This window comes from Methanomassiliicoccales archaeon (assembly GCA_036504055.1).
Lineage (GTDB): Archaea > Thermoplasmatota > Thermoplasmata > Methanomassiliicoccales > UBA472 > DASXVU01.
Genome location: DASXVU010000033.1, coordinates 46,973 through 66,401 on the forward strand (window position 1 = coordinate 46,973; position 19,429 = coordinate 66,401).

Sequence of the window (19,429 nt, forward strand, 5' to 3'; positions counted from 1 at the left end):
TTAAGCAGCCTCCATGCGGTTCTTGACTTCCTGTACTAGTTTCGCGACATCCTCTCCGATGTGCGCGCCGTTCAGCCGGTCCTGGGACGGAAGGATCTCCTTTCCGTGCGGGATGGCAACGCCAGCGTCCACCATGCCCTTGAGGGCTGCGAAGACCGCCGCTCCCTTTGCCGGCACCTTGAGCCCGATATCGAGCACGCACTCGGTGATGCCGTTCTTCTTGGCCCGCTTTCCGGCCATGTAGCCGGTCAGGTAGGCTGCCGGCAGGTTACCGGTGGCCTTGTTCCAGCCCAGGTCCACCAGCTCGCGCGAGTGTGCCGTGGCCAAGACCCTGTCTCCGGCCGCATCGTAGGCGATGATCTGTATGCTGGTGTGGCGCAGAGAGTTCCTTACCACTGCCCTCGGGATCCTTGCCCGCAGCAGCCTGGCCCTCTGCCTGTAATCTGTCCTGCCCTCACGCCTGCGGCGGAAGGCCACCTTATATCTCGGTCCCGTTGCCATCAGTTAGCCTCCTTGAGGTATCCCGCGGTCTTCAGGTGCATCAGGAGATTGTTCCTGCTCTTGAACATGCCGCCCTTGGCCTTCATGTAGAACTCCCTGTAGACCGCTTTGGTTATTGTCCCCTCGTCGCGGAGCTTAGCCAGCTCGACGCGGATCGGGCGGATAGTCTGTATCCACCTTCTCTTCCTTGGGGTACGGGCACCTCCGGTACCCTTCCTGCTGCCCTGTCCACGCCTGCGTCCCTTGGCCTTTTGGGCCGCCATGTATCTGGCCCTGCCACGGGAGATTCCCTTCTGAGGGAGCGCGCGGATGGTCCCGGATTCGATGGCCGTCCTTATGTCCGCCCGGGTAATGGCGTCTGCGATATCCTCGATCCTGTTCGGGTCGAGCCAGACACGCGAGTGTCCGCATTTGAGGATCTCGGCCGCCATGCGCTTTTGATTCTTCAGATCCATATCTTCACTTCCAAATTACCTGTTCAATACGCGGATCTTCAGCTGGTCCGCCTTCTCTATGATTGCCGCCCTCTTCTTCCCGCCGACGGTGCCGCCGATCTTGGCCGCCTGGGTCTTCGGGTCGATAACGTCGAGGTTCGACGGGTTGTACACCAATACCTCTATGAACCCGGAGGATGCCAGTCCACGTACCAATGCCGGTCCGCGGAATCCGATCGAGACGATGGTGGGCCTGTACTTGTAGTGCCTTCTCATCTTCGAGTGCATTCCCCTCGGTTTTCTCCACTTCTTGCCGAGCTTTGCGTACCGGAACCACTCCTGACGGAGGAACTCCGGCCTGCGCCCAGAGATCTCCGCGCGCTTCTCGAGCATGGACTTGACCTCGGCGGAGAGAACGGGCTTGATCTTGGCGATGTAAGCTCCTTTCTCCACGACCTCGGCGTCTGCCTCCTCGATGATCTCGGTCTTGGACTCCTTGGTCGCCAGAGCGGTGGACTCTTCCGGTTCCATGACCTCGATCCAGTGGTCGGCTATCTTGTCGCCGACACCCTCGAGGTCATCGACTATCTTCTGTTTCTTCTTGCTGTCCTTGAGCGCCGCCAGCAGCTCAGGCAGGTCATTGATGCCCATCTTCTCGAGCTGGGCGGTGTACTCCTCGCGGTAGTACGGTAGGTCCGCCAGCTCCTTTATTTCCTTCTTGTTCTTGGCCATTAGATAGCCCTCCCTGCCTTCTCGGTGATGTATATGCCATCCTGGAAGACCCTGGGATCGAATCCCCTGATCCTGGTGGCCCTTTCTATGTTCGCCGCGGTCTGGGAGACCTGTTCCAGGTCAGCTCCGGTCAGCAGTACTTCTGCACCTGCGACCTTGACCTTGGTCTCTCCTATGATGTTCGCGCTGCGGGGAGCCTTCTCCCCGAGGAAGTTCTCGATGGAGAACTTGTTGCCCTTCACTGCCGCCTTGATGGGGAAGTGGGAGTAGACGATCTTCATCTTGTACTCGTAGCCGATCGTGACTCCGACGATCATGTTCCTGACATGGGCGGCAAAGGTACCGACGATGGCCTTCTCGCGCACCTTCGGCATCTCGCTGCTGACGATCACATGGTTGTCGGCGATGGTTAGCTTTACCTTGGGGTGGGAAAAGTTCCTTGACAGCTGACCGTTCTTTCCCTTGAGCGCGATTATCCCGTTCTCAACGGTGACCTTCACGTCCTTAGGGATCTCGATCTTTTCCTCGATGTATCCGCTTACCGTCATCTCTTTTCCCTCAGTACACGAACGCCAGCAGCTTGCCGCCGACGCCCAATTCCTTTGCTTTCACGTGGCTGATTACGCCCTCGGTGGTCGAGACGATCAAAACGCCGAAATCCTGGGCAGGGAGGTACCTGGCCTCGAACGTCTCGAGGTCTACCTTCTTGACCGAGTAGCGCGGCTTGATGACTCCGCAGTTGTTGATCTTTCCCTGCATCTTGACCTTGAAGACACCGGCCTTACCATCTTCGACGAACTCGAACTGGTTAATGTAGCCGTTTTCTTGCATGACCTTGAGCACGCGGCCGATGAGCTTAGAGGATGGCTTTATCTGGCACTCGCTCTTTCCCACTGTCGCCGCATTCTTGATTGTTGACATTGCATCATTTAATGGGTCGTTCTGCATCTTCTCACCTCACGAGTACTTCTTAAACCCGATCTGCGGCGCGACTTCACGGAAACACTGCCTGCACAGGTGCATGCCGTACCTCCTAACTATTCCGCGCTTCCTTCCGCAGCGCGTGCAGCCTATGGTCCTGCCGAACACTTTCTTTGGCTTCGTCACTCGACCACCTCCGCTTTGTACTTCTCTTTCATGAAATTTACTGCCTCGTCCCGGGTCATCCGGTGCTCCTTCGGCAGCTTCTTCTTCATTATGCGGCGCCGGGTGATCCGCCTTCCGGGCCTCTGGATCGACACGCAGACGTCCATACCAAAGATGCCTATCTCTGGGTCATATCTCATTCCCGCGAAGTCGGTGTAGTCACTGACCCCGAAGGACAGGTTGCCTTCCTGGTCGAAGGAGTAGCGAGCGAGCCGCCCCTCCCGGATGGTGAGCGCCCGGTTCAGGAAATCATCCGCCAGCTCTCCGCGCAGCGTTACCTTGACACCGATCGGCATGCCCTCACGAACGCCCAGGTCCCTGTTGGTCACCTTGGCGAAGGTGGTCTTCGGCTTCTGCTTGGTGACCATCTCCAGGACCTTCTCGGCCTTCTGGAGACGCTCGCCGGCCTCGCCGACGCCGATGTTGACGACGATCTTCTCGATGCGCGGCTCGCGCATCACGTTCTTTTCGTCGCTCATAGTGCGCTAGCCTCCGGTAGGTTGATCTCCGGCACCTTGGCGCCGACGACGAATACGTTGTTCTTCACCGTGGTCGTCCCGTCCTTGAACTTGACCAGGTTCGGGGCCGACGAACGGGTGACGATGTACTCCTCGACCGCTTCCAGCCGGCCAGCGTGGGCACCGGCGATAACCAGGACCATGTTGCCCTTGGTCAGCTTGTAGGTCTCCAGTATCTTCTGGGACGGAATCTCCAGCTTAACGACGTCTCCGGACTTCCAGCCGTCCTTGGCCACGATGACGTTGCGTCCGTCGTGGAGGTTCAGCTGGGTCTTTCCGCCCGGCAGGGTGGTCTTCTTCTCGACGCGGCACAGCTTCCAGGCCTCTTTCCCGTTCGGGATCGAGACCAGACGCATCTTGTCGTTCTCATCGAGGACCATCCGGTAGTTCTGTCCGAGCTTCTGGATGGACACTACGTCCATCAGTCCGACCGGGAAACGGTGGTTGGTGACTACGCGCCCATCGACCTTTATCTCGCGGGCATGCAACAGCTTGACGCCTTCCGCCGCGGTGTCGGCCAGATGGAGCATGTCACGGATGATGATCATGATCGGCATGCTGACATCGATCGAGTGCGGTCCCGGGCTCGGGCTTGTGATCCACACATGGGACTTCCTTGGTACTGGCCAGCTGCGGGGAGCGGTCAGTCTCTTCATATCGTTGCTCATGAGGATGCCTCCTTCTTCTGGAGCTTGTCCTTTCTCCACTGATCTTTGAGTTCCAGCTTGGTGACCACGCAGTTAGATGCGTGTACCGAGCGGCTCTCCATCTTGGCGTCCGCCTTCTTGACGGTGACGCCTTCGATTATGATCCGGCCGCTGTCAGTCTTCACTTCAGTGACCTTTCCTTCCAGCCCCAGGATCGCCGCGTCGCCGCGTACGATCTTGACGGTGTCGCCCTTGACGACCCTGACCGAACGCCTGCCTACGTCCGCGGCCAGTTCCGTGCTGAGGTGTGAAGAGACCGTCTTCCCCTTCACATGCGTCGGGGCGTTGTACAGTGCCTTCCTCTGCTTCCTTGCTTGTTTGCTCTTTTCCATTCTACCACCTCAGATAATCGTCGAGGCCGTGGCTGCGATACGGGGCCACCTCTCGGCGGCCTCCCTGGCGACTGCACCCTTGATGTCGCTGCCCTTGGTCTCTCCTTCCTCTGTAGTAATGACGGCCGCGTTGTCCTCGAACTGAACCCATGTGCCGTCAGCGCGCCTGAACGGGCGCCTCTGCCGGACGATGACCGCGTATATGACCTGGCGCCTCATCTCTGGTGTTCCCTTCTTGACCGACGCGACGACGATGTCGCCGACGCCTGCGGACGGGTAGCGCCTTACTACGCCGTGATATCCCGGGACCGCTATGACCGAGATGGTCTTCGCGCCGGTGTTGTCGATGACAGTGAGGATCGTGCCGGTGCATACGCCTCTGGTCTGGTTGCCCGCAATTCCCTTCATGTCATTCACCTCTTCTCGATGATCACGAACGATACCGTCTTGCTGAGGGGCCTGCACTCCGCAATGCGCACCTGGTCGCCTGGCTTGACGCCTAGGCAGGCCGGGTTGTGGACTGTGTAGTGGCTGGTCCTCTTCGAGTACCTTTCGTACTTCTGGTCATACTTCAAATATTTCCTCTCGACCACTGCCGACTTGTTCATCTTGACGGAGATTACTGTCCCGTCGATGATCTGTCCCCTCACTGGCAACACGCCGTGGAAGGGGCAGTTCTTGTCGTCGCAGGTGGCCGTCGGGGCCTTAACATCAATGCCGATATCTTTAACCTCACCATTCATAAGATTCACCTCGTCTTCTTGATCCGATCTTCCGGTCGGTGCTGAATCTCTGATCCCATTACTGTGATCTTTTCGCTTCCGTATGTGAACTGGAATCCGTTGCCTTTCTTGGGGACCGTCCTCGCCTTTCCGTCGTGTTCGATCGAGAGGGTGTTCTTGCTCTCGTCCACCACGACGCCGCTCATCCTGTAACCAGGATGTGCCGACGACACGACCTCAACTTCCAGACCGATGAATTCCTGTTTCATGAAATCCCTTTTATCCATGGGACGCTCATCTGACCTCGGTCTTGAAGCCCATACTTTCCAGGGCCTCCTTGACCTTCTTCTTGTGGTCCCCCTGCAGTTCGATCTTGCCATCCTTTGCGGTGCCGCCGGCAGCGCATTTGTTTTTCAACTTCTTGGCCAGGTCGTTGATGTCGATGTCGTTGGCATCGATACCATCGATGACCGTGACCATCTTACCATATCGTCTGCTGTCGGTGTATATCTTCACCGTTTGCTGTTCACGTGCTATTTCCTCGCACATGCACAGCTCTTTGGGGAGCCCACATACGGAGCAAATTTCAGCCATTACTTCTCTTCCTCCTGCTGGACGGTGAGTATCCTGGCTATGTTGGTCCTTATCGCCCTTATCCTGCCAGGGTTGGCAGGAGCACCGCCCATCGCTGCCGTGCCCCTCTCGTGCATGAGCTCATCCTGCAACTCGCGGAGCTTAGCGCCCCGGTCGTTCTGGCTCATGGTCTTGATCTCCTTGACTCTGATCAGTGCCATCTCGATTACTCCTCCTTGGCGTCGCCCTCGGCGGGCTCCTTGGACTCTTCCATTGCGGCCCTATCAGAGGCGGAAGCTATTGCGTCCGGGATGTCGTCCTGATGGACCAGCAGTCCGGCCATCTCGGGGATCGCCGCCATTGCCTCTTCCATCGACTTGACGCTTATCTCGGCCGGCAGCCTGGCGTTCGGGTCCATGATCTCGACCTTGACCCCGATGACCCCGGGCTTCAGCTTGGCCACGGCGAATCCCTCCATGATGAACAGGTTACGGGTCTCGCCGCAATATTTGATGTAGCCTTCTTTGAACTTCTCGGTCCTGTGCCTCTCTCCAGTCAGCTTGCCGGATATGATGATGAGGCATCCCCGGGCGCCCGAGTCCATTATCCTGCGGACGGTGGAGTGACCAGCGCGTCTGAAGTGCCATCCCCTCTCAAGCGCAAAGGCCAGTTTCTCGGCCATGATCTGCGCGTTGAGGTTCGGCTCCTCGACCTCCTGGACCTCGATCTGGGGGTTGTCGTACTTGAAATTGTCCTCGATGGCCTTGGTCAGCGTCTTGATCGCTGCGCCGCGGCGTCCGATAACGATTCCTGGCCTCTCGGTTATCAGCGTCACCCTGGTACCCATCGGGGTCCTCTGGACGTCGACGCCACCGAAGCCTGCCCGGTCGACGGTCTTCATCAGGTATTCCCTCAGCAGGGTCCTCCTGATGTTCTCCGCGACGAACTTCCTCTCGCTTGCCATTTACTCCATCTCCTCAAGGATGACTTCGATGTTCACGGTCTGTTGGTTCCACTGGGTGGCTCGGCCGTACGCCCTCTGCATCTGTCCCTTCTGGGTGCGCCCCAGGTGGGCGGCTATGACCTTCAGCCTCATGTTCTCGGCGTCGAGGCCCTTGTACTCGGCGTTGTGCTTCGCGCTCTCGATGGCCTCGATGAAGGCCTTCGCGGCCTTTTGCGGGAATCGGCCGGGCCCTACCCCGGCCTTGTGCGCTACGCCTGTGTTGTAGCGGCGGATCGGGACCGGCCTCTTCAGCTCGGCGACCTCCTCCAGCATCTGCAACGCGACGGATACCTTCTTTCCCCTTATCATCCTGGCGATCTCACGTGAGAACTTAGGTGAAATGGGATTCTCCTTCCCGATCGCTCGGGCGGTAGTGTCCGGGTCTGTACTTTGTGTGTATCCAGCCATGTTCTCACCTTACTTCAGCGGCATGAACTTCGACGACCTGGTCGCACCGACACCTGGTCCAGAGTGCTTGACGATCTTGCGGGTCAGAGCAAACTCTCCCAGGAAGTGCCCTATCATCTCGGCCCTGAGCTCCACTTCCTTGAACTCCTTTCCGTTGTGAATTGCCACTTTCTTTCCGACCATCTGGGGAACGATCGGTATGTCCCTCCGGTGGGTCCGGACAGGTTCTCCATCGCTCGCCTTGATCTTCTCGAAGGCGGTCTTCTGCTCGTCGTTGAATCCCCTGACGAAGCTCCTCCTTATCCGGGAGGGCATCAGGTCGAGGACCTCTTCGAACGGCATCTCCAGAAGTTGCTCCAGAGTAAATCCGCGGTAGGTGAACTCCTTCTTCCGCTTTGCCTGGAGGACTCCCTTCTTCTTTCTAAGCTTCCTTCTCGAGGACTTGGTACCTGACATCTTTTCATCAGCCATTCAGATCACCTCTTCTCCTTTTTCTTCTTCTGGGGCGAGAGGCGTCCGACCTTCCTTCCTGGAGGTGCGTTCCTCGACACAGTGCTTGGCTTACCGACATGCGGGTGACCCCCACCGCCGTGCGGGTGGTCTACCGGGTTCATTGCGATGCCCTTGACCTTGAAGTAAGCCTTGGACTTGCTGCGCCACGCATGGAACTTCCTTCCGGCCGTTGCGAACGGCTTCTCCTTCGCGCCACCGCCGGCCACGATACCGATCGAGGCCCGGCATAGCGGGTCGAAGCTGCGGAACGCTCCGGACGGCATCAACAGCGAGACCCTCTCGCCCTTGGTGATTACCGTTCCCGAGGTTCCGGCCGTCTTGATGTACTTCCCACCGTCGCCTGGCCGGCCTTCGACGTTGAAGACCAGTGTCCCTTCCGGGACGTTTGCGAGCGGCATGATGTTACCGGAGACGATCTCCGGGGTTCCGTCCACCATGACCTTCTGCCCGACCATCATGCCCTCGGCGGCGATCATCATCTCGATGTTGCCACCGAAGTCTACCTTTGCCACCGGGCAGGTCTTGCCCGGTGCATGAATGAGATCCACTACCTTTCCCGACTTCTTATCCGCCAGGGGGTGCTTCATGACGCCCAGGTGCCTGTGGCTCGGTGAGCGGTATACTGATCCCCCGCGGCCTCTCCTTTGCTGTCTTAAATTCTTACCCATGATAACCCCCCTTAGAACACGCCGATCCTCATTCCGATGTCTTCGGCGGAATATCCCTCGGCCAGCTTGAAGATGGCGTGCTTGCCATCGCGGGCTACCCGGGTCCAGACCTTCGATACCTTGACATCGAAGCGCTCCTCGAACGCTGATTTCAGTTGCTCCTTCGTGGCATTCCTCAACACAATGAACTCAAGCTTGTTTCCGTCCTTGAAGTCCTGGGTCGGGGTGCCCGTCATGTGGTTCATCGTCTTTTCTGTGACGAACGGATGCAATAGAACGTCCCTCTTTGAGACCATTCTCACCACGCTCCTACCTTCTTGATGGCCGATTCGGTGAACACCGTCAGCCTTCCTGCGTCGCCGCCTGGGGCCAGTAGGCCCGGGTTAAGCTTCTCCGCAGTTGCGATCTCGACTCCGGCCAGGTTCTTGGCGCCGATGAACAGCGCCGACTGCGGGTCCGCGACCACGATGAGTATTCCGCGAGGCGCCTTGAACCGCCTGCCCCTCATCTTGCCCTTGCCCGGCCTGACCTTCTTGCCTTCCTTGGCCCTGATGATGTCCCCCTCGAGCCCCATGCTCCTTAGGGCAAGCAGCACTTCCGAAGTGGTGTGCAACGCCTCGATGTCGTCCTCGACGACGACCGGCAGGGTGACATTCTCGTCGAACTGGTGACCGCGCTTCTTGACCTGTACCGCATCAGCGGTGCAAGCGAGTGCGGAGAACCTTGCGAGCGTCCTCTCCTTGCGGTTGCATTTCAGGGACCAGTCCTTATCTGCTATCGGCGGGAAAGCTCTCCTGCCGCCCACGTTGTTGGGCGATTCGGCGGCCTTCGCACCGGATGTGAGCCTCTGGACCCTGGCGACTCCACGGCCTTTGCCCCAGGTAGAGACGGCGTGCCTGGCACCGGCGCCGATCTTGGAGCCGTACGGGTGCCGGACGTTCGCCTCTTCAGCGACGACCGCCTTCCTGATCACGTCAGGGCGGTACAGGGTGTTGAACACCTGTGGCAATGCGACTGTCTTGACGACCTCGCCCTTGATTGAATAAACATTGACTTCGCTCTTCTTTTCGGCCATTGATTACGCCCCCTGCTTGGATTCAGTGGATACATACACTATGCTGGGCGCTTCCTTCATGTTGCCACCGTGGTTCCTTACCGGGTCCCTCAGGCGTACCAGCCTCTTGGTCGGGCCGGGCACGGAGCCGTGGATCAGAACATACTGGTTGACGATGGTTCCATAATGAACGAACCCGCCTTTCGGGTTGATCTCCTCGCCAGTAGCTCCGATCTTCAGGACCAGCTTGTTGACCTCGGTCCTCTGGTGGTATCCCATCTGACCGGATTGCGGAGCGGTGTTCCTGACATACCCAGGCCTCTTCGGACCGAGGGTACCGACCATCCTCCGGTGCTTGCTGTTCTTGTGGGAAAGCAGCTTGATGCCCCATCTCTTGGTGGCTCCCTGGAACCCCTTTCCCTTGGTGATCGCTGCGACATCGATGAAGTTGCCTTCCTTGGCGAAATCGGTGACGCTGATGTCCTTGCCGAGAATGGTCTTGGCGTACTCCATCCTCTTGTCCATCGTCGCACCGCCGATCCTAAGCTCCATGAGCTCAGGGACCTTCTTCGGCACTCCCTTCACCATCTTCGGCTGGGTGTAAGCAAGTACGCGGATATCCTCGATATCCACCGTCTTCAGCTTCTCCCATGCCTTGTCAGCATCATACTTCTTAGGTATCGGCACGCGCCTGGAAAGTACCTCGTCCACTCCGCTGGCCCAGACCTCTCCTGCGGTCTTGAGTCCATACCGGGTGTTCTCGTAGACCCTTATGGCCGCGATCTTCATCGGCGGCACCTCCAGCACGGTGACCGGGATCCTGATCTCCTGACCCGCGGTCGTGCTGGTCTTGTTGTAGTCCACTATGAACATGTGGGTCATCCCGGCCTTATAGCCAGCGAATCCCTGTATCTTAGGGCCTTCGCTGATCTCGGGCCAGGCATCCAGCTTGGGCGTCTGTCTCGAAGCCCTTTTCCTTGGCGAATACGCCATCGAACCTTGTCTCGGACGTCTTCTGTTTGGCATGATTCCCTCTCCCTACGTTGATTGGAGAGCACACTCTCAGTTGCTAACGCCTGTTCTCAAGAGTGTTGAGGTCAGCACCTTCGACCGTGACACCGTTTTGCTTCCCCAGAACTTAGCCTTGGGAAGGGTATAGGGTTGCGTGTGCATTGCCCATGGGGTCTGGTCGAACGTCCTCAGTGCGTTGAGCACCTCTCGCATACCGATATTGGTATATAAGCTCTACGGTCCGCCGGAGGCAGGAAAAAACACCCCCGGCCAGACATCATTTATTCCCATCCCTTTTTGTGCGGAACGGGTTAATAAAGGAAATCAGAGCTTTCCTTCCTTCGCCTTCTTCTGCAGCCGGGTCCGCCTCTCCTTGGATGTGAAACCGGTTACCTTCTCCAGGAACACGTTGTATTGCTTTATCGTGTCCGCGGCAAGCTCTACGCTGGCCTTTGTGTCGGTGGTGGTGTTGACGGTGACATTGGACTTGTCCTTCACTTTTGCCTCGAGGTGTGTCATAGCCCCATACGTGGCAACGACCATGTCGCCTTCGACCTTTGCGCTTCCGAACACCTCTTCGGCGATCTTCCTCAGACCGTCTCCCTCGAGTTCCTTCCCATGTCCTTTCTTTACGTCATAATCCATCGAATCACCTTGAAATCTTAGAGCGGGATCTCGTCCTCTAGGTGCCGGGAGAGGTCCACCGTCGTCGCCATAACGTCCTGCACCTGGAGCAACATCTTCCATTCGTCCTTGCAGCCGCATTCCAGGCTGTCAAGGCACTTCGGGTCCTGCTCGAACGAGAAACGCTGGACCGCATCAAGTACCTTTCTGTCACATTTCTCGCAATTGTGCACACCCCGCAGGGTCCCTGCCCCGCTCGGGGAGCTGAAAAGCCGGGGTCCGCCCTGCCTCCATCCCGCCTTCAATACTTCCACCAGCGACCATATCCAAGGTGAACGGTAATCGCCCCTCCGCCACATCTCCTCAATGACCGTCCCGGACTGGACGTTTACCGGGTTTATGGAGATGCTTTCCGAATATGGCCGAGCGAACTCGATGGAGGCAGCAGTGTCCCGGATGGCTCGGGCTTCGGTCAGGAACGGCGGTTTCAGCAACAGATAGGTCCTCACCGGGATCGCGTGACGCTTCAACGTTTCGGCGGCCTTGACATAATCGGCCACGGTGAACCCTTTCCTTATGGAATGACGCAGCACATCGTCATCGGCAGACTCCAGTCCGAGCGCTACCAGCACTTTCCCCTTGGGCAGGGGCCCAAGCGTCTCATCGGTAACGAACTCGGGCCTGGTCTCGAATATGATCTTCTGTGCCTGCGGGAACGAATCTAATATCTCCAGCCTCAGCTCGGACGGGACCTCCCTGTCATCAAGGAAGCTGCCCGAGGTGTATATCTTCACCATCGGCTCACCGGCGTACTTGTGCTTTACGCTAGCCAACTGGGCCCTCAGGTCCTCTGTGGTTATTCCCTGATCGCTCTCGATGTTATAACCGCACATGGTGCATCCTTTCTGGAATGCCCACCAGCAGCCCTTGGTGCGCAATATCGCCACCATCGCCTTGACCTTGTCCGTTCCGATCATGTCGTCCTCCTTCCAGACGGCCGTCGGCATGCACCGCAGAGCTACATCGTTCATTTCGGATCAGTCTCGCATCGACGCCTAGCGTCAGGATTGTGTCATCCTGCCGTCGGATATAAAGTTGTCCCGATGACCGTTGTCAGGTCACGATTGCATCGGGAATCGACAGGCCAGGGCATAAGTTCGATGTTATCATTGATGATTTCCGGGGGATGTCTTTTTTAATATCCTCTCAGCGCTCCACATTTCCAAATATGATTCAGAAAGGATTACCGGACGTCACCGCCCAGAACGACGGAGAACGGTCCCTGACCTAGCCACAATGATCAGTATGAGGCGATAGGGTGAGAGCTTAATGAACGTGTTAGTGGCAAACGACGGAAAACCGCATTCAGAGAAGGCAGCACATTATGCCATCGTGCTAGCCAAGGTTCTCAGATGCAATCTATATGCCATTTATGTGGTGAGCCCGAAGGCCGAATTGGAAAAGGACAAGAACATAAGGAATGGAATGAGGGTTCTTGGCCGGACCAAGATCAAGGCCGCGGAGATCGGGGTCGAGCTGAACACGCTCCTCGAGGCCGGAGATCCGTGCGATACGATCATGGAGGCGGCGGAGAGGATCGAGGCCGACATGATCATAATGGGAAGCTCTGGGAAGACCGGGATGAAGGCCAAGTTCTCCGGCAGCACCGCAGAATCGATCTATAAGGCGGCCGATTGCACGGTCACTGTGGTAAGATGATATGGGTGATCTCTGCCATATCGGATCTCGCTGAAACGACCGTTGATCGCGACAATCTTAGGAAGGGTCCTTCCGTTCAATAACGGTCCATGGTACCTCGTCTCCTAGACAGGTTCTCGAAAAGGGCGAACATGAGATATCCCAAGAATATCGCCACCAGACCTACCGCCAATTCCAATCCCACCGTTCCTGAGATGCCGAGCAGCGAAGTCCCGTCCACCGCTGCCCTGGCCGCATCCGTGCCGAAAGTCATCGGTATCGCATATGAGATCGGCTGCAGGTATCCGGGCAGGTAAGAGACCGGAAAATTGACGCCGCAGAGGAGCAGCCCGATGAACAGGAATATGTTAGCGATGATCATCGAGGTCCTCAGGTAAAGGCCGACCGAGCTGAGCATGAGGCCGAACCCGGTCATGGAGAATGCGGTGACGATCACCACCACTCCCAGGGCCATCATGTCGGTGTGCGAGAAATCCACTCCGAACAGGAAGGCTGCATAGAACAGTGCGATCACCGCGGTCGCGATGCCGTTGACGATCTGGAACATGGCCCTCCCGACGAACATGGCCATACGGTTCGCCGGGGTCGAAAGGATCGGCACCAGCGTACCCTGTTGCTTCTCCTCGCCGGTGATGTTGCAGACCGCAAAAACGGTAACGTAGGAGATCGACTGCAACGCGTTACCGATCGCCACGTAGGTCACGCTTATGTCCGGGTTCTGCACGTATTTCGTGACGTAGACGAAGAAAGCGATCTGGAAAAGGGAGATGGTGAAAAGCTGCATTATCCACATCGGCGGGGACAGCCAATTGAAGAGGGCGTTCTTGGCCAGAACTGCCGATGACCAGAAAACCCGGACGAACTCGGTGAGACGGCGGAGCATTCTAGATCCTCCCGATGTCGCCCTTTACCCGGACCCTTTCCTCGACCGCCCGGAACAGGAAGAACGCTACGAAGACGTAGGCGAGCGCCAGGACCATCATCATCCCCATGTCGCCCCAATAGCCGGGATCGAGCCCCGCGTACCCACTGATGGCGGAATAACGCATGGCGTCGATCCCCCAGGAAGGGGCCAAGGAAAGCGACAGCGGACCGGTCAGCGCCGGCAACATGGCTATCGGGAACATGGTCCCGGTGCCGACATATATCGGGAACTCCAGTCCGTTGGTCAGAACGCTCGCGTTCCTGGTCAGGACGAAGGCCGAGCTGAAGACCAGCCCCAGTGCCGCCAGCGACATGAGCGTCACGAACAGCGAAAGGAAGAACAACAGCGGGTCTGCGAGGGCCAGCGGCACCTGGAACCAGAACACCGCTATGATGAATATGAAAACTGCGTTGAGTATTCCGACGAGCGCGTTCCATAACGACCGTCCAGCGATGATCCAGACCAACGGCGCGGGTGTGGCCAGTACCGCTTCCAGCGTACCGTTCCAACGGTCGAACTGGATCGAGTATCCGGATGAGTAGAGGGTGTTCCCCCACATCCCCATCATGCCGCCGCCCAGGATGGCGTAGAGGATGAAATTGCCGCTTGCGTTGCGGAAAAGCATCAATGCCACCAGTGTCATCACGAACGGGGCGATGATGTTCGGGATCAGCCACTGGGGCTCGGCAAAGAAATGGAGCATCTGGTGCCGGAACGATGAGGTGAGCGCTCGGAGCCTAGTCATTATTCTCGACCAGCCATAGGTACGCGTCCTCGAGCGTGGGTTCCTTGATCTTCATGTCTATGATGTTATTGCTGCTCAACCTGCCCGCTATGGGGGCCAGCATCTCTCCGGCGTCGGCCACCTGGACCCGGAGCACCTGCTTCTCCTCGTTCATGGTGGCACTGACAGCCCGTACACCCGGAATCGATCTGAGCGACTCGACGTCCTTGTCGGTCAGGCCGAAACCCTCCACTTCAACGACGCAGGTGTCCTTCATCAGCGACTTGAGGCCGCGGGGCGTGTCCATGGCCACTATCTTCCCTTTGTTGATGACCGCCAGACGGTCGCACAGCTCGTCCGCCTCGAACATATAATGAGTGGTCATGAGGATGGTCTTCTCCTTTGCCAGGAGTCCCTTTATCAGATTCCTGGTGTCGCGGGATGCCTGCGGATCAAGACCGATCGTCGGTTCGTCCATGAAGATCACCTCCGGATCGTTGATCAGTCCCTTGGCGATGTGCAGTCTCTGCTTCATGCCGCGGGAATAGTCCTCCACACGATCGTCGCATCGGTCCAGCAGATCGACCATGCGAAGCACGTCCTCGATGCGCCTCTCCCTCTCATGGCGAGGTACGCCGTACAGATCGGCGAAGTACCTCAGGTTCTGCCTGCCGCTGATCCGGAAATACAGGCCCCTTTCCCCGCCGATGATCAAACCGATGCGCTTCCTGACCTCGTAGGGGTGGGCACTGACATCATAGCCCAGCACCCTGGCGCTGCCTGATGTCGGGACCAGAAGGGTGGTCAGCATCTTGATCGTGGTGGTCTTTCCGGCGCCGTTCGGACCAAGTATGCCGAACAACTCCCCCTTCTTCACCGAGAAGGATATATGGTCCACGGCCAGGGTCTCTTTCCTCTTCTTATGGATGAAACCTTGGCTAGACCTGTAGACACGGACCAGATCGTCGACCTCGATGACGTTCCCGGTATCAGATTGATGATTCTCCGACATGAACGATGTGGTGACTTTTTCGGAGCTAATATACGTTTCGGAGACCTATCCGAAATCCGCTGGCCATGATCAAATTATGCTAGACAGTATCAGGCAGGGATGGGCTTTTGGTATATTCTCTCCCTGCTCTTGAAGGTCGTCAGAAGACGTGACGCGTCCCCTACCAGGGTCTCGGTGTTGCCCATGACGAAATAGCCGCCATAGTTCAACGAGTCGTGGAATTTCATGTAAAGATGCTCCTGCATATCACGGGTGAAGTAGATGACCACATTGCGGCAGAATATGCAATCGAATCTCGCGGGAGGCTTGGAAGCGATCAGGTCGATCTTGCGCAGGTCGACCATATCCATGATGTCCTGGGATATCTGGAGCATCTCTCCCTCCGTGGTGAAGTACCTTTCCAGGTACTCCTTCTTGACATTGGTCACCTGGCGTTGAAGATACCTTCCCGCTGCCGCGGCATCAAGACTGAAATCGTCGATGTCCGAACCGATGATCTTGACGTCGAACTTGTCCAGCTCCTCGCCGAGCAGCTCGCGCAACATTATGGCGATCGAGTACGGCTCTTCACCGCTGGAACAGCCCGCGCTCCAGACCGTGATGTCATTTTTTCCGTGTTTGATCTTATCATAGATGAGCAGAGGCAATACCTCTTCCTCCATCGCCTTGAACACGATCGGGTCCCGGAAGAACTGGGTCACGTTTATGGTCAGGTCGTCCATGAGCTGGTCGTACTCTTTAGGATTTGAATCGAGAAAATTGCTGTAGTCGGCGTAGGCCTTAGATCCGCAGCATCTCATCCGCACACCGATCCTTCTCTGCAGATAACTGTCCTTGTATTGGCCCAGATCAAGCGAAGTACTTCGGAATATCTTCTTCTTCAGCGTTATGAAATCCTTATCGGTGCATACCCGCTCCGGCGCCATCCCTTCGAAGAGCACCGTGCTAGTATAGAAGCACGAAGGCGAAAATCTCATTTTTCGAAGCGAGGGAGCGGACATCTGGTCTGTATTTTTCTAAAGCAGCTGATGGGACTGAAGAGAGGCTGTTTTGATTATCACGGCTGATTGCCGATTCTTCGGTCTTTATAATCAACGAAAATCCTGCATTGGGCCAATTGTATAGCATTTTCACATGAAATGCTAGAACCGTAACAACCGACGATCGGAGATTGTTACAAAGATGATGAAACTAGGGGAGTGATGGAAATGGAAAATGACCAAGGAAATACAATATTGGCTGAGATCGTATCATCGGTGCCGGTCGCCACCTTTGCGATCGACGCGAATGCAAAGATCACACATTTCAACAAAGCCGCTGAGGACATATCAGGGTATCCGTTGACAGAAGCGCTGGGCATGCGGCTCAGGGACGTCTTCGGCAACACCTTGGGTAAAAAGGGCTGTCCGGTCATCGACGCCTTGAACAACGGTAAGGGAATCGAGATCGAATCGATGCAGGTTATGAACTCGGATGACGAACCGGTGAGCATCCACATGAGGGCTACGCCGCTGTTCGATCAATCCGGGAAGGTAATGGGTGGAGTGGGCTATCTGGAACCGCTTAAGGGGTCCTCGGACGGACTGACCCGTTCGATCGTCAACCATGCACCGAACATGGTCATATCCATCGAGTCGGACCTGAGCATAAGTTTTGTGAACGAGACTGCGCTCAAGGTCATGGGAAAGAAGGAGGAGGAAGTCCTCGGCAAGAAGTGCTATGAGGTTTTCGATTCCGGTATCGGCAGCAAGCCTGACGTCGTCCTGGAAGAGGCGCTCAGGACCGGAGAGATGTCAAAGGGCGATGTGGTCATCAAGATCAACGGGGAAGAGAGGCAATACCGTATCACGGCCGCAGCCCGTAAGGACGGGACCGGCAAGGTCCAGGGGGTCGTCGAATATTTCAACGACATCACCAGGGAAATGGAGTACACCAAGGAGATCCTTGGGCTGATGGAAAAGGCCATAGCCGGAGATGTGAAGGCCAGGGCGAACGTGGACAAGTTCGAAGGGAATGACAAGAAGATCATCAAGGGAATGAATGACACCCTCGATGCATACCTCGCACCGCTAAAGGTGGCCGCACACTACGTCAAGATGATCTCCAAAGGAGAGATGCCCGGCAAGATCACCGCCACCTGGAACGGCGACTTCAACTTCATGAAGACCAACCTCAACATGTGCATCGACGCGATCACCCGCATGCTCGAGGACTCGCAAATGCTGGAAAAGGCGGCGGCTGAACAGAAGTTTGAGGTTCGGGCCGATATTTCGCACCACAGCGGCGACTTCGCCAAAGTGATCAACGGTTTCAACCAGACCCTCGACAAAGTGGTCGAGAAGACCTACTGGTACGAGCAGATCCTGGACTCGATCCCGTGGCCCATCTCGGTCACCGACATGGACATGAGAATCACCTTCATCAACAAGCCTGCGATGGGCATCCTGAAGGTGGAGCGTAAGGACCTGCTGGGCAAGAACTGCGCAGTCTGGAACGGTCCGATATGCAAGACCAAGAACTGCGGCATCATCCGCCTGAAGGAAGGACTCCACTCCACGATATCGGAACGTGACGGGAAGAACTCGAAGATCGACGTCCATTATCTGACCAACGCCAAGGGCGAGAACATCGGCCATGTCGAGGTCATGCAGGACGTGACAAAGACCATCCGCCAGCAGAAGTACCAGGCCGGTGAGTTCAAACGCCTGTCCGGCAACCTGAAGAACCTGTCCATCGGAAGCCTGGACCTTGATCTGAACGTTACCGAGGCCGACGATTACACCAGGGAGCTGAGCCAAGACTACATGAACGTCAACAAGGACCTGATGCAGGTCATGGAAGCGATCTCATCGATGGCGAATGATGCCGATGCCCTGATGGATGCGGCCGTGAACGGAAATCTCACCGTAAGGGCAGATGCGGAAAAGCACCAGGGAGCATACAAGACGATCATATCAGGTGTCAATGAGACCCTGGACGCGGTCATCGGTCCGTTGAATGTGGCGGCGAAGTATGTCGATGAGATCTCCAAGGGTACGATCCCGAACAAGATCACCAGCGAATACAAGGGAGATTTCAACATCATCAAGAACAACCTCAACCAGTGCATAGACGGTCTGGGCGGTCTGGTAGAAGCTAACGCTTCACTGCAGAAGATGGCGATGAATGACTTCACCGTCAAGGTTAGCAACTCCCACCAGGGCATCTACAATGAAGTGGCCATCGCGGTCAACGGGGTTCAGGAAAGGATCGAGCACATAATATCGACCTTGATCAGGATCTCCGCAGGTGACCTGAAGGACCTGGACAGCTACAAGCAAATGGGCAACGGCGCCGGAAGAAGATGCGAGAACGATATGCTGGTCCCGTCGATGATCAAGCTTATGGAGAACCTCAAGGCGCTCATTGCGGACGCTGAGATGCTCTCGAAAGCGGCTGTCGAAGGAAAGCTAAAGACGAGGGCAGATGCGAGCAAGCATCACGGCGATTATCAGATGATCGTTCAGGGTGTCAACGAAACGCTCGATGCTGTGACCGGACCGATAGAGGAGGCCATGAGGATCGCCAATTCATACGCGGATGGCGATCTGACCGCCCGCGTCTCGATAGACGCTAAGGGTGACTTCGCAGCCTTCGCCACCTCGCTTGACAAGATAGGCGAGAGCATGTGCTCACTGCTGTCGGAGGTCAACAACTCGGTCAACATGGTTTCGTCCACTTCCCAGGAGCTTGCCTCATCGGCGGAGGAGATGAACGCGTCGACCGAACAGGTATCATCGGCCATCCAACAGATCTCCAAGGGGGCCCAGAACCAGGCGGCCCAGGTAGACGAGACTGCCAAGGCGATGGCATCCGTTACCAAGACCGTTGAAGAGTCAGAAAAGCGGTCGGCCCAGGCGTCAGAAGGCGCCAGGACCACCAACCAACGGGCCAATGCCGGGGTCACCACCGTCGAGAACACCATCAAGAAGATGCAGGAGATCCAGAAGGTGGTGGTAGAGAGCGCCAAGGTCATCGAATCCCTCGGCAAGAGGTCCGAGGAGATAGGCGAGATCGTCGACGTGATCACCAACATATCCGATCAGACCAACCTGCTGGCGCTG

At 56.8% G+C, this 19,429-nt stretch carries 30 protein-coding genes; 2 read left to right on the forward strand and 28 right to left on the reverse strand.

Annotation, left to right across the window (positions count from 1 at the left end):
• The 24 genes from VGK23_07805 to VGK23_07920 all read right to left on the reverse strand — a co-directional run bounded on the left by VGK23_07805 (position 1) and on the right by VGK23_07920 (position 11,977).
• Positions 1-501: a 50S ribosomal protein L18 gene (locus VGK23_07805; GenBank protein ID HEY3420439.1), complete on the reverse strand. Its 501-nt coding sequence runs from the start codon at positions 499-501 to the stop codon at positions 1-3.
• On the reverse strand, positions 501-956 hold the full coding sequence (locus VGK23_07810) for a 50S ribosomal protein L19e (GenBank protein HEY3420440.1): 456 nt from the start codon (positions 954-956) through the stop codon (positions 501-503). The genes VGK23_07805 and VGK23_07810 overlap by 1 nt, the downstream gene beginning before the upstream one ends.
• A gap of 15 nt (positions 957-971) precedes the next feature.
• Positions 972-1,667, reverse strand: coding sequence for a 50S ribosomal protein L32e (locus VGK23_07815; protein ID HEY3420441.1), 696 nt, complete (start codon positions 1,665-1,667; stop codon positions 972-974).
• Positions 1,667-2,215, reverse strand: a complete 549-nt coding sequence (locus tag VGK23_07820) for a 50S ribosomal protein L6 (protein HEY3420442.1) — start codon at positions 2,213-2,215, stop codon at positions 1,667-1,669. Before VGK23_07820 ends, VGK23_07815 begins: the two co-directional genes overlap by 1 nt.
• 10 nt (positions 2,216-2,225) lie before the next feature.
• Positions 2,226-2,615 carry a 30S ribosomal protein S8 gene (locus tag VGK23_07825; GenBank protein ID HEY3420443.1) on the reverse strand — a complete coding sequence of 130 codons (390 nt, stop codon included), beginning with the start codon at positions 2,613-2,615 and terminating at the stop codon, positions 2,226-2,228.
• Positions 2,616-2,624: 9 nt separating this feature from the next.
• Positions 2,625-2,774: a 30S ribosomal protein S14 gene (locus tag VGK23_07830; protein ID HEY3420444.1), complete on the reverse strand. Its 150-nt coding sequence runs from the start codon at positions 2,772-2,774 to the stop codon at positions 2,625-2,627.
• Complete coding sequence (locus VGK23_07835; GenBank protein ID HEY3420445.1) at positions 2,771-3,292, reverse strand: 50S ribosomal protein L5; 522 nt, start codon at positions 3,290-3,292, stop codon at positions 2,771-2,773. The genes VGK23_07830 and VGK23_07835 overlap by 4 nt, the downstream gene beginning before the upstream one ends.
• Entirely contained in the window at positions 3,289-3,999 is a 711-nt protein-coding gene (locus VGK23_07840; GenBank protein ID HEY3420446.1) for a 30S ribosomal protein S4e, read from the reverse strand. The genes VGK23_07835 and VGK23_07840 overlap by 4 nt, the downstream gene beginning before the upstream one ends.
• Entirely contained in the window at positions 3,996-4,370 is a 375-nt protein-coding gene (gene rplX, locus VGK23_07845; protein ID HEY3420447.1) for a 50S ribosomal protein L24, read from the reverse strand. Before rplX ends, VGK23_07840 begins: the two co-directional genes overlap by 4 nt.
• Before the next feature lie 9 nt (positions 4,371-4,379).
• Complete coding sequence (locus VGK23_07850) at positions 4,380-4,778, reverse strand: 50S ribosomal protein L14 (protein ID HEY3420448.1); 399 nt, start codon at positions 4,776-4,778, stop codon at positions 4,380-4,382.
• 5 nt (positions 4,779-4,783) lie between these two features.
• Positions 4,784-5,113, reverse strand: coding sequence for a 30S ribosomal protein S17 (locus VGK23_07855; GenBank protein ID HEY3420449.1), 330 nt, complete (start codon positions 5,111-5,113; stop codon positions 4,784-4,786).
• Between the two features lie 5 nt (positions 5,114-5,118).
• Positions 5,119-5,379 (reverse strand): ribonuclease P protein subunit, encoded by a 261-nt coding sequence (locus VGK23_07860; protein HEY3420450.1) that lies wholly within the window; start codon positions 5,377-5,379, stop codon positions 5,119-5,121.
• A gap of 7 nt (positions 5,380-5,386) precedes the next feature.
• On the reverse strand, positions 5,387-5,686 hold the full coding sequence (gene yciH / locus VGK23_07865) for a stress response translation initiation inhibitor YciH (protein ID HEY3420451.1): 300 nt from the start codon (positions 5,684-5,686) through the stop codon (positions 5,387-5,389).
• The gene (gene rpmC / locus VGK23_07870; GenBank protein ID HEY3420452.1) at positions 5,686-5,886 is read right to left on the reverse strand and encodes a 50S ribosomal protein L29; all 201 of its coding nucleotides are present in this window, start codon (positions 5,884-5,886) and stop codon (positions 5,686-5,688) included. Before rpmC ends, yciH begins: the two co-directional genes overlap by 1 nt.
• A gap of 5 nt (positions 5,887-5,891) precedes the next feature.
• On the reverse strand, positions 5,892-6,629 hold the full coding sequence (locus tag VGK23_07875; protein ID HEY3420453.1) for a 30S ribosomal protein S3: 738 nt from the start codon (positions 6,627-6,629) through the stop codon (positions 5,892-5,894).
• Positions 6,630-7,076 (reverse strand): 50S ribosomal protein L22, encoded by a 447-nt coding sequence (locus VGK23_07880; GenBank protein ID HEY3420454.1) that lies wholly within the window; start codon positions 7,074-7,076, stop codon positions 6,630-6,632. It abuts the gene before it with no gap.
• 9 nt (positions 7,077-7,085) lie between these two features.
• Positions 7,086-7,547, reverse strand: coding sequence for a 30S ribosomal protein S19 (locus VGK23_07885; protein ID HEY3420455.1), 462 nt, complete (start codon positions 7,545-7,547; stop codon positions 7,086-7,088).
• A 5-nt stretch (positions 7,548-7,552) separates the two neighbouring features.
• Positions 7,553-8,257 carry a 50S ribosomal protein L2 gene (locus VGK23_07890; protein ID HEY3420456.1) on the reverse strand — a complete coding sequence of 235 codons (705 nt, stop codon included), beginning with the start codon at positions 8,255-8,257 and terminating at the stop codon, positions 7,553-7,555.
• A gap of 11 nt (positions 8,258-8,268) precedes the next feature.
• Complete coding sequence (gene rplW, locus VGK23_07895) at positions 8,269-8,553, reverse strand: 50S ribosomal protein L23 (GenBank protein ID HEY3420457.1); 285 nt, start codon at positions 8,551-8,553, stop codon at positions 8,269-8,271.
• A gap of 2 nt (positions 8,554-8,555) precedes the next feature.
• A complete protein-coding gene (gene rpl4p / locus VGK23_07900) occupies positions 8,556-9,332 on the reverse strand; it encodes a 50S ribosomal protein L4 (protein ID HEY3420458.1) in 777 nt (258 codons plus the stop codon).
• Between the two features lie 3 nt (positions 9,333-9,335).
• Positions 9,336-10,337, reverse strand: coding sequence for a 50S ribosomal protein L3 (locus tag VGK23_07905; GenBank protein HEY3420459.1), 1,002 nt, complete (start codon positions 10,335-10,337; stop codon positions 9,336-9,338).
• A 36-nt stretch (positions 10,338-10,373) separates the two neighbouring features.
• Complete coding sequence (locus VGK23_07910; protein HEY3420460.1) at positions 10,374-10,535, reverse strand: hypothetical protein; 162 nt, start codon at positions 10,533-10,535, stop codon at positions 10,374-10,376.
• A gap of 111 nt (positions 10,536-10,646) precedes the next feature.
• Positions 10,647-10,967 carry a DUF5611 family protein gene (locus VGK23_07915; GenBank protein HEY3420461.1) on the reverse strand — a complete coding sequence of 107 codons (321 nt, stop codon included), beginning with the start codon at positions 10,965-10,967 and terminating at the stop codon, positions 10,647-10,649.
• A 17-nt stretch (positions 10,968-10,984) separates the two neighbouring features.
• Positions 10,985-11,977 carry an archaeosine biosynthesis radical SAM protein RaSEA gene (locus VGK23_07920; protein ID HEY3420462.1) on the reverse strand — a complete coding sequence of 331 codons (993 nt, stop codon included), beginning with the start codon at positions 11,975-11,977 and terminating at the stop codon, positions 10,985-10,987.
• A 298-nt stretch (positions 11,978-12,275) separates the two neighbouring features.
• Between VGK23_07920 and VGK23_07925 the strand changes: the two genes are divergently transcribed.
• Complete coding sequence (locus VGK23_07925) at positions 12,276-12,665, forward strand: universal stress protein (protein ID HEY3420463.1); 390 nt, start codon at positions 12,276-12,278, stop codon at positions 12,663-12,665.
• Positions 12,666-12,741: 76 nt separating this feature from the next.
• Here VGK23_07925 and VGK23_07930 read toward each other — a convergent pair whose 3' ends face one another.
• The 4 genes from VGK23_07930 to VGK23_07945 form a co-directional block, all read right to left on the reverse strand.
• On the reverse strand, positions 12,742-13,548 hold the full coding sequence (locus tag VGK23_07930; protein ID HEY3420464.1) for an ABC transporter permease: 807 nt from the start codon (positions 13,546-13,548) through the stop codon (positions 12,742-12,744).
• A gap of 1 nt (position 13,549) precedes the next feature.
• Positions 13,550-14,335: an ABC transporter permease gene (locus VGK23_07935; protein ID HEY3420465.1), complete on the reverse strand. Its 786-nt coding sequence runs from the start codon at positions 14,333-14,335 to the stop codon at positions 13,550-13,552.
• Positions 14,328-15,326, reverse strand: a complete 999-nt coding sequence (locus VGK23_07940) for an ATP-binding cassette domain-containing protein (protein ID HEY3420466.1) — start codon at positions 15,324-15,326, stop codon at positions 14,328-14,330. Before VGK23_07940 ends, VGK23_07935 begins: the two co-directional genes overlap by 8 nt.
• Positions 15,327-15,415: 89 nt before the next feature.
• Positions 15,416-16,303 (reverse strand): protein-glutamate O-methyltransferase CheR, encoded by an 888-nt coding sequence (locus VGK23_07945; protein HEY3420467.1) that lies wholly within the window; start codon positions 16,301-16,303, stop codon positions 15,416-15,418.
• 258 nt (positions 16,304-16,561) lie between these two features.
• On the opposite strand from VGK23_07945, the gene VGK23_07950 reads away from it, so the two are divergent.
• Positions 16,562-19,429: PAS domain-containing protein (locus VGK23_07950; protein HEY3420468.1), on the forward strand; the 2,868-nt coding region annotated here is incomplete at its 3' end.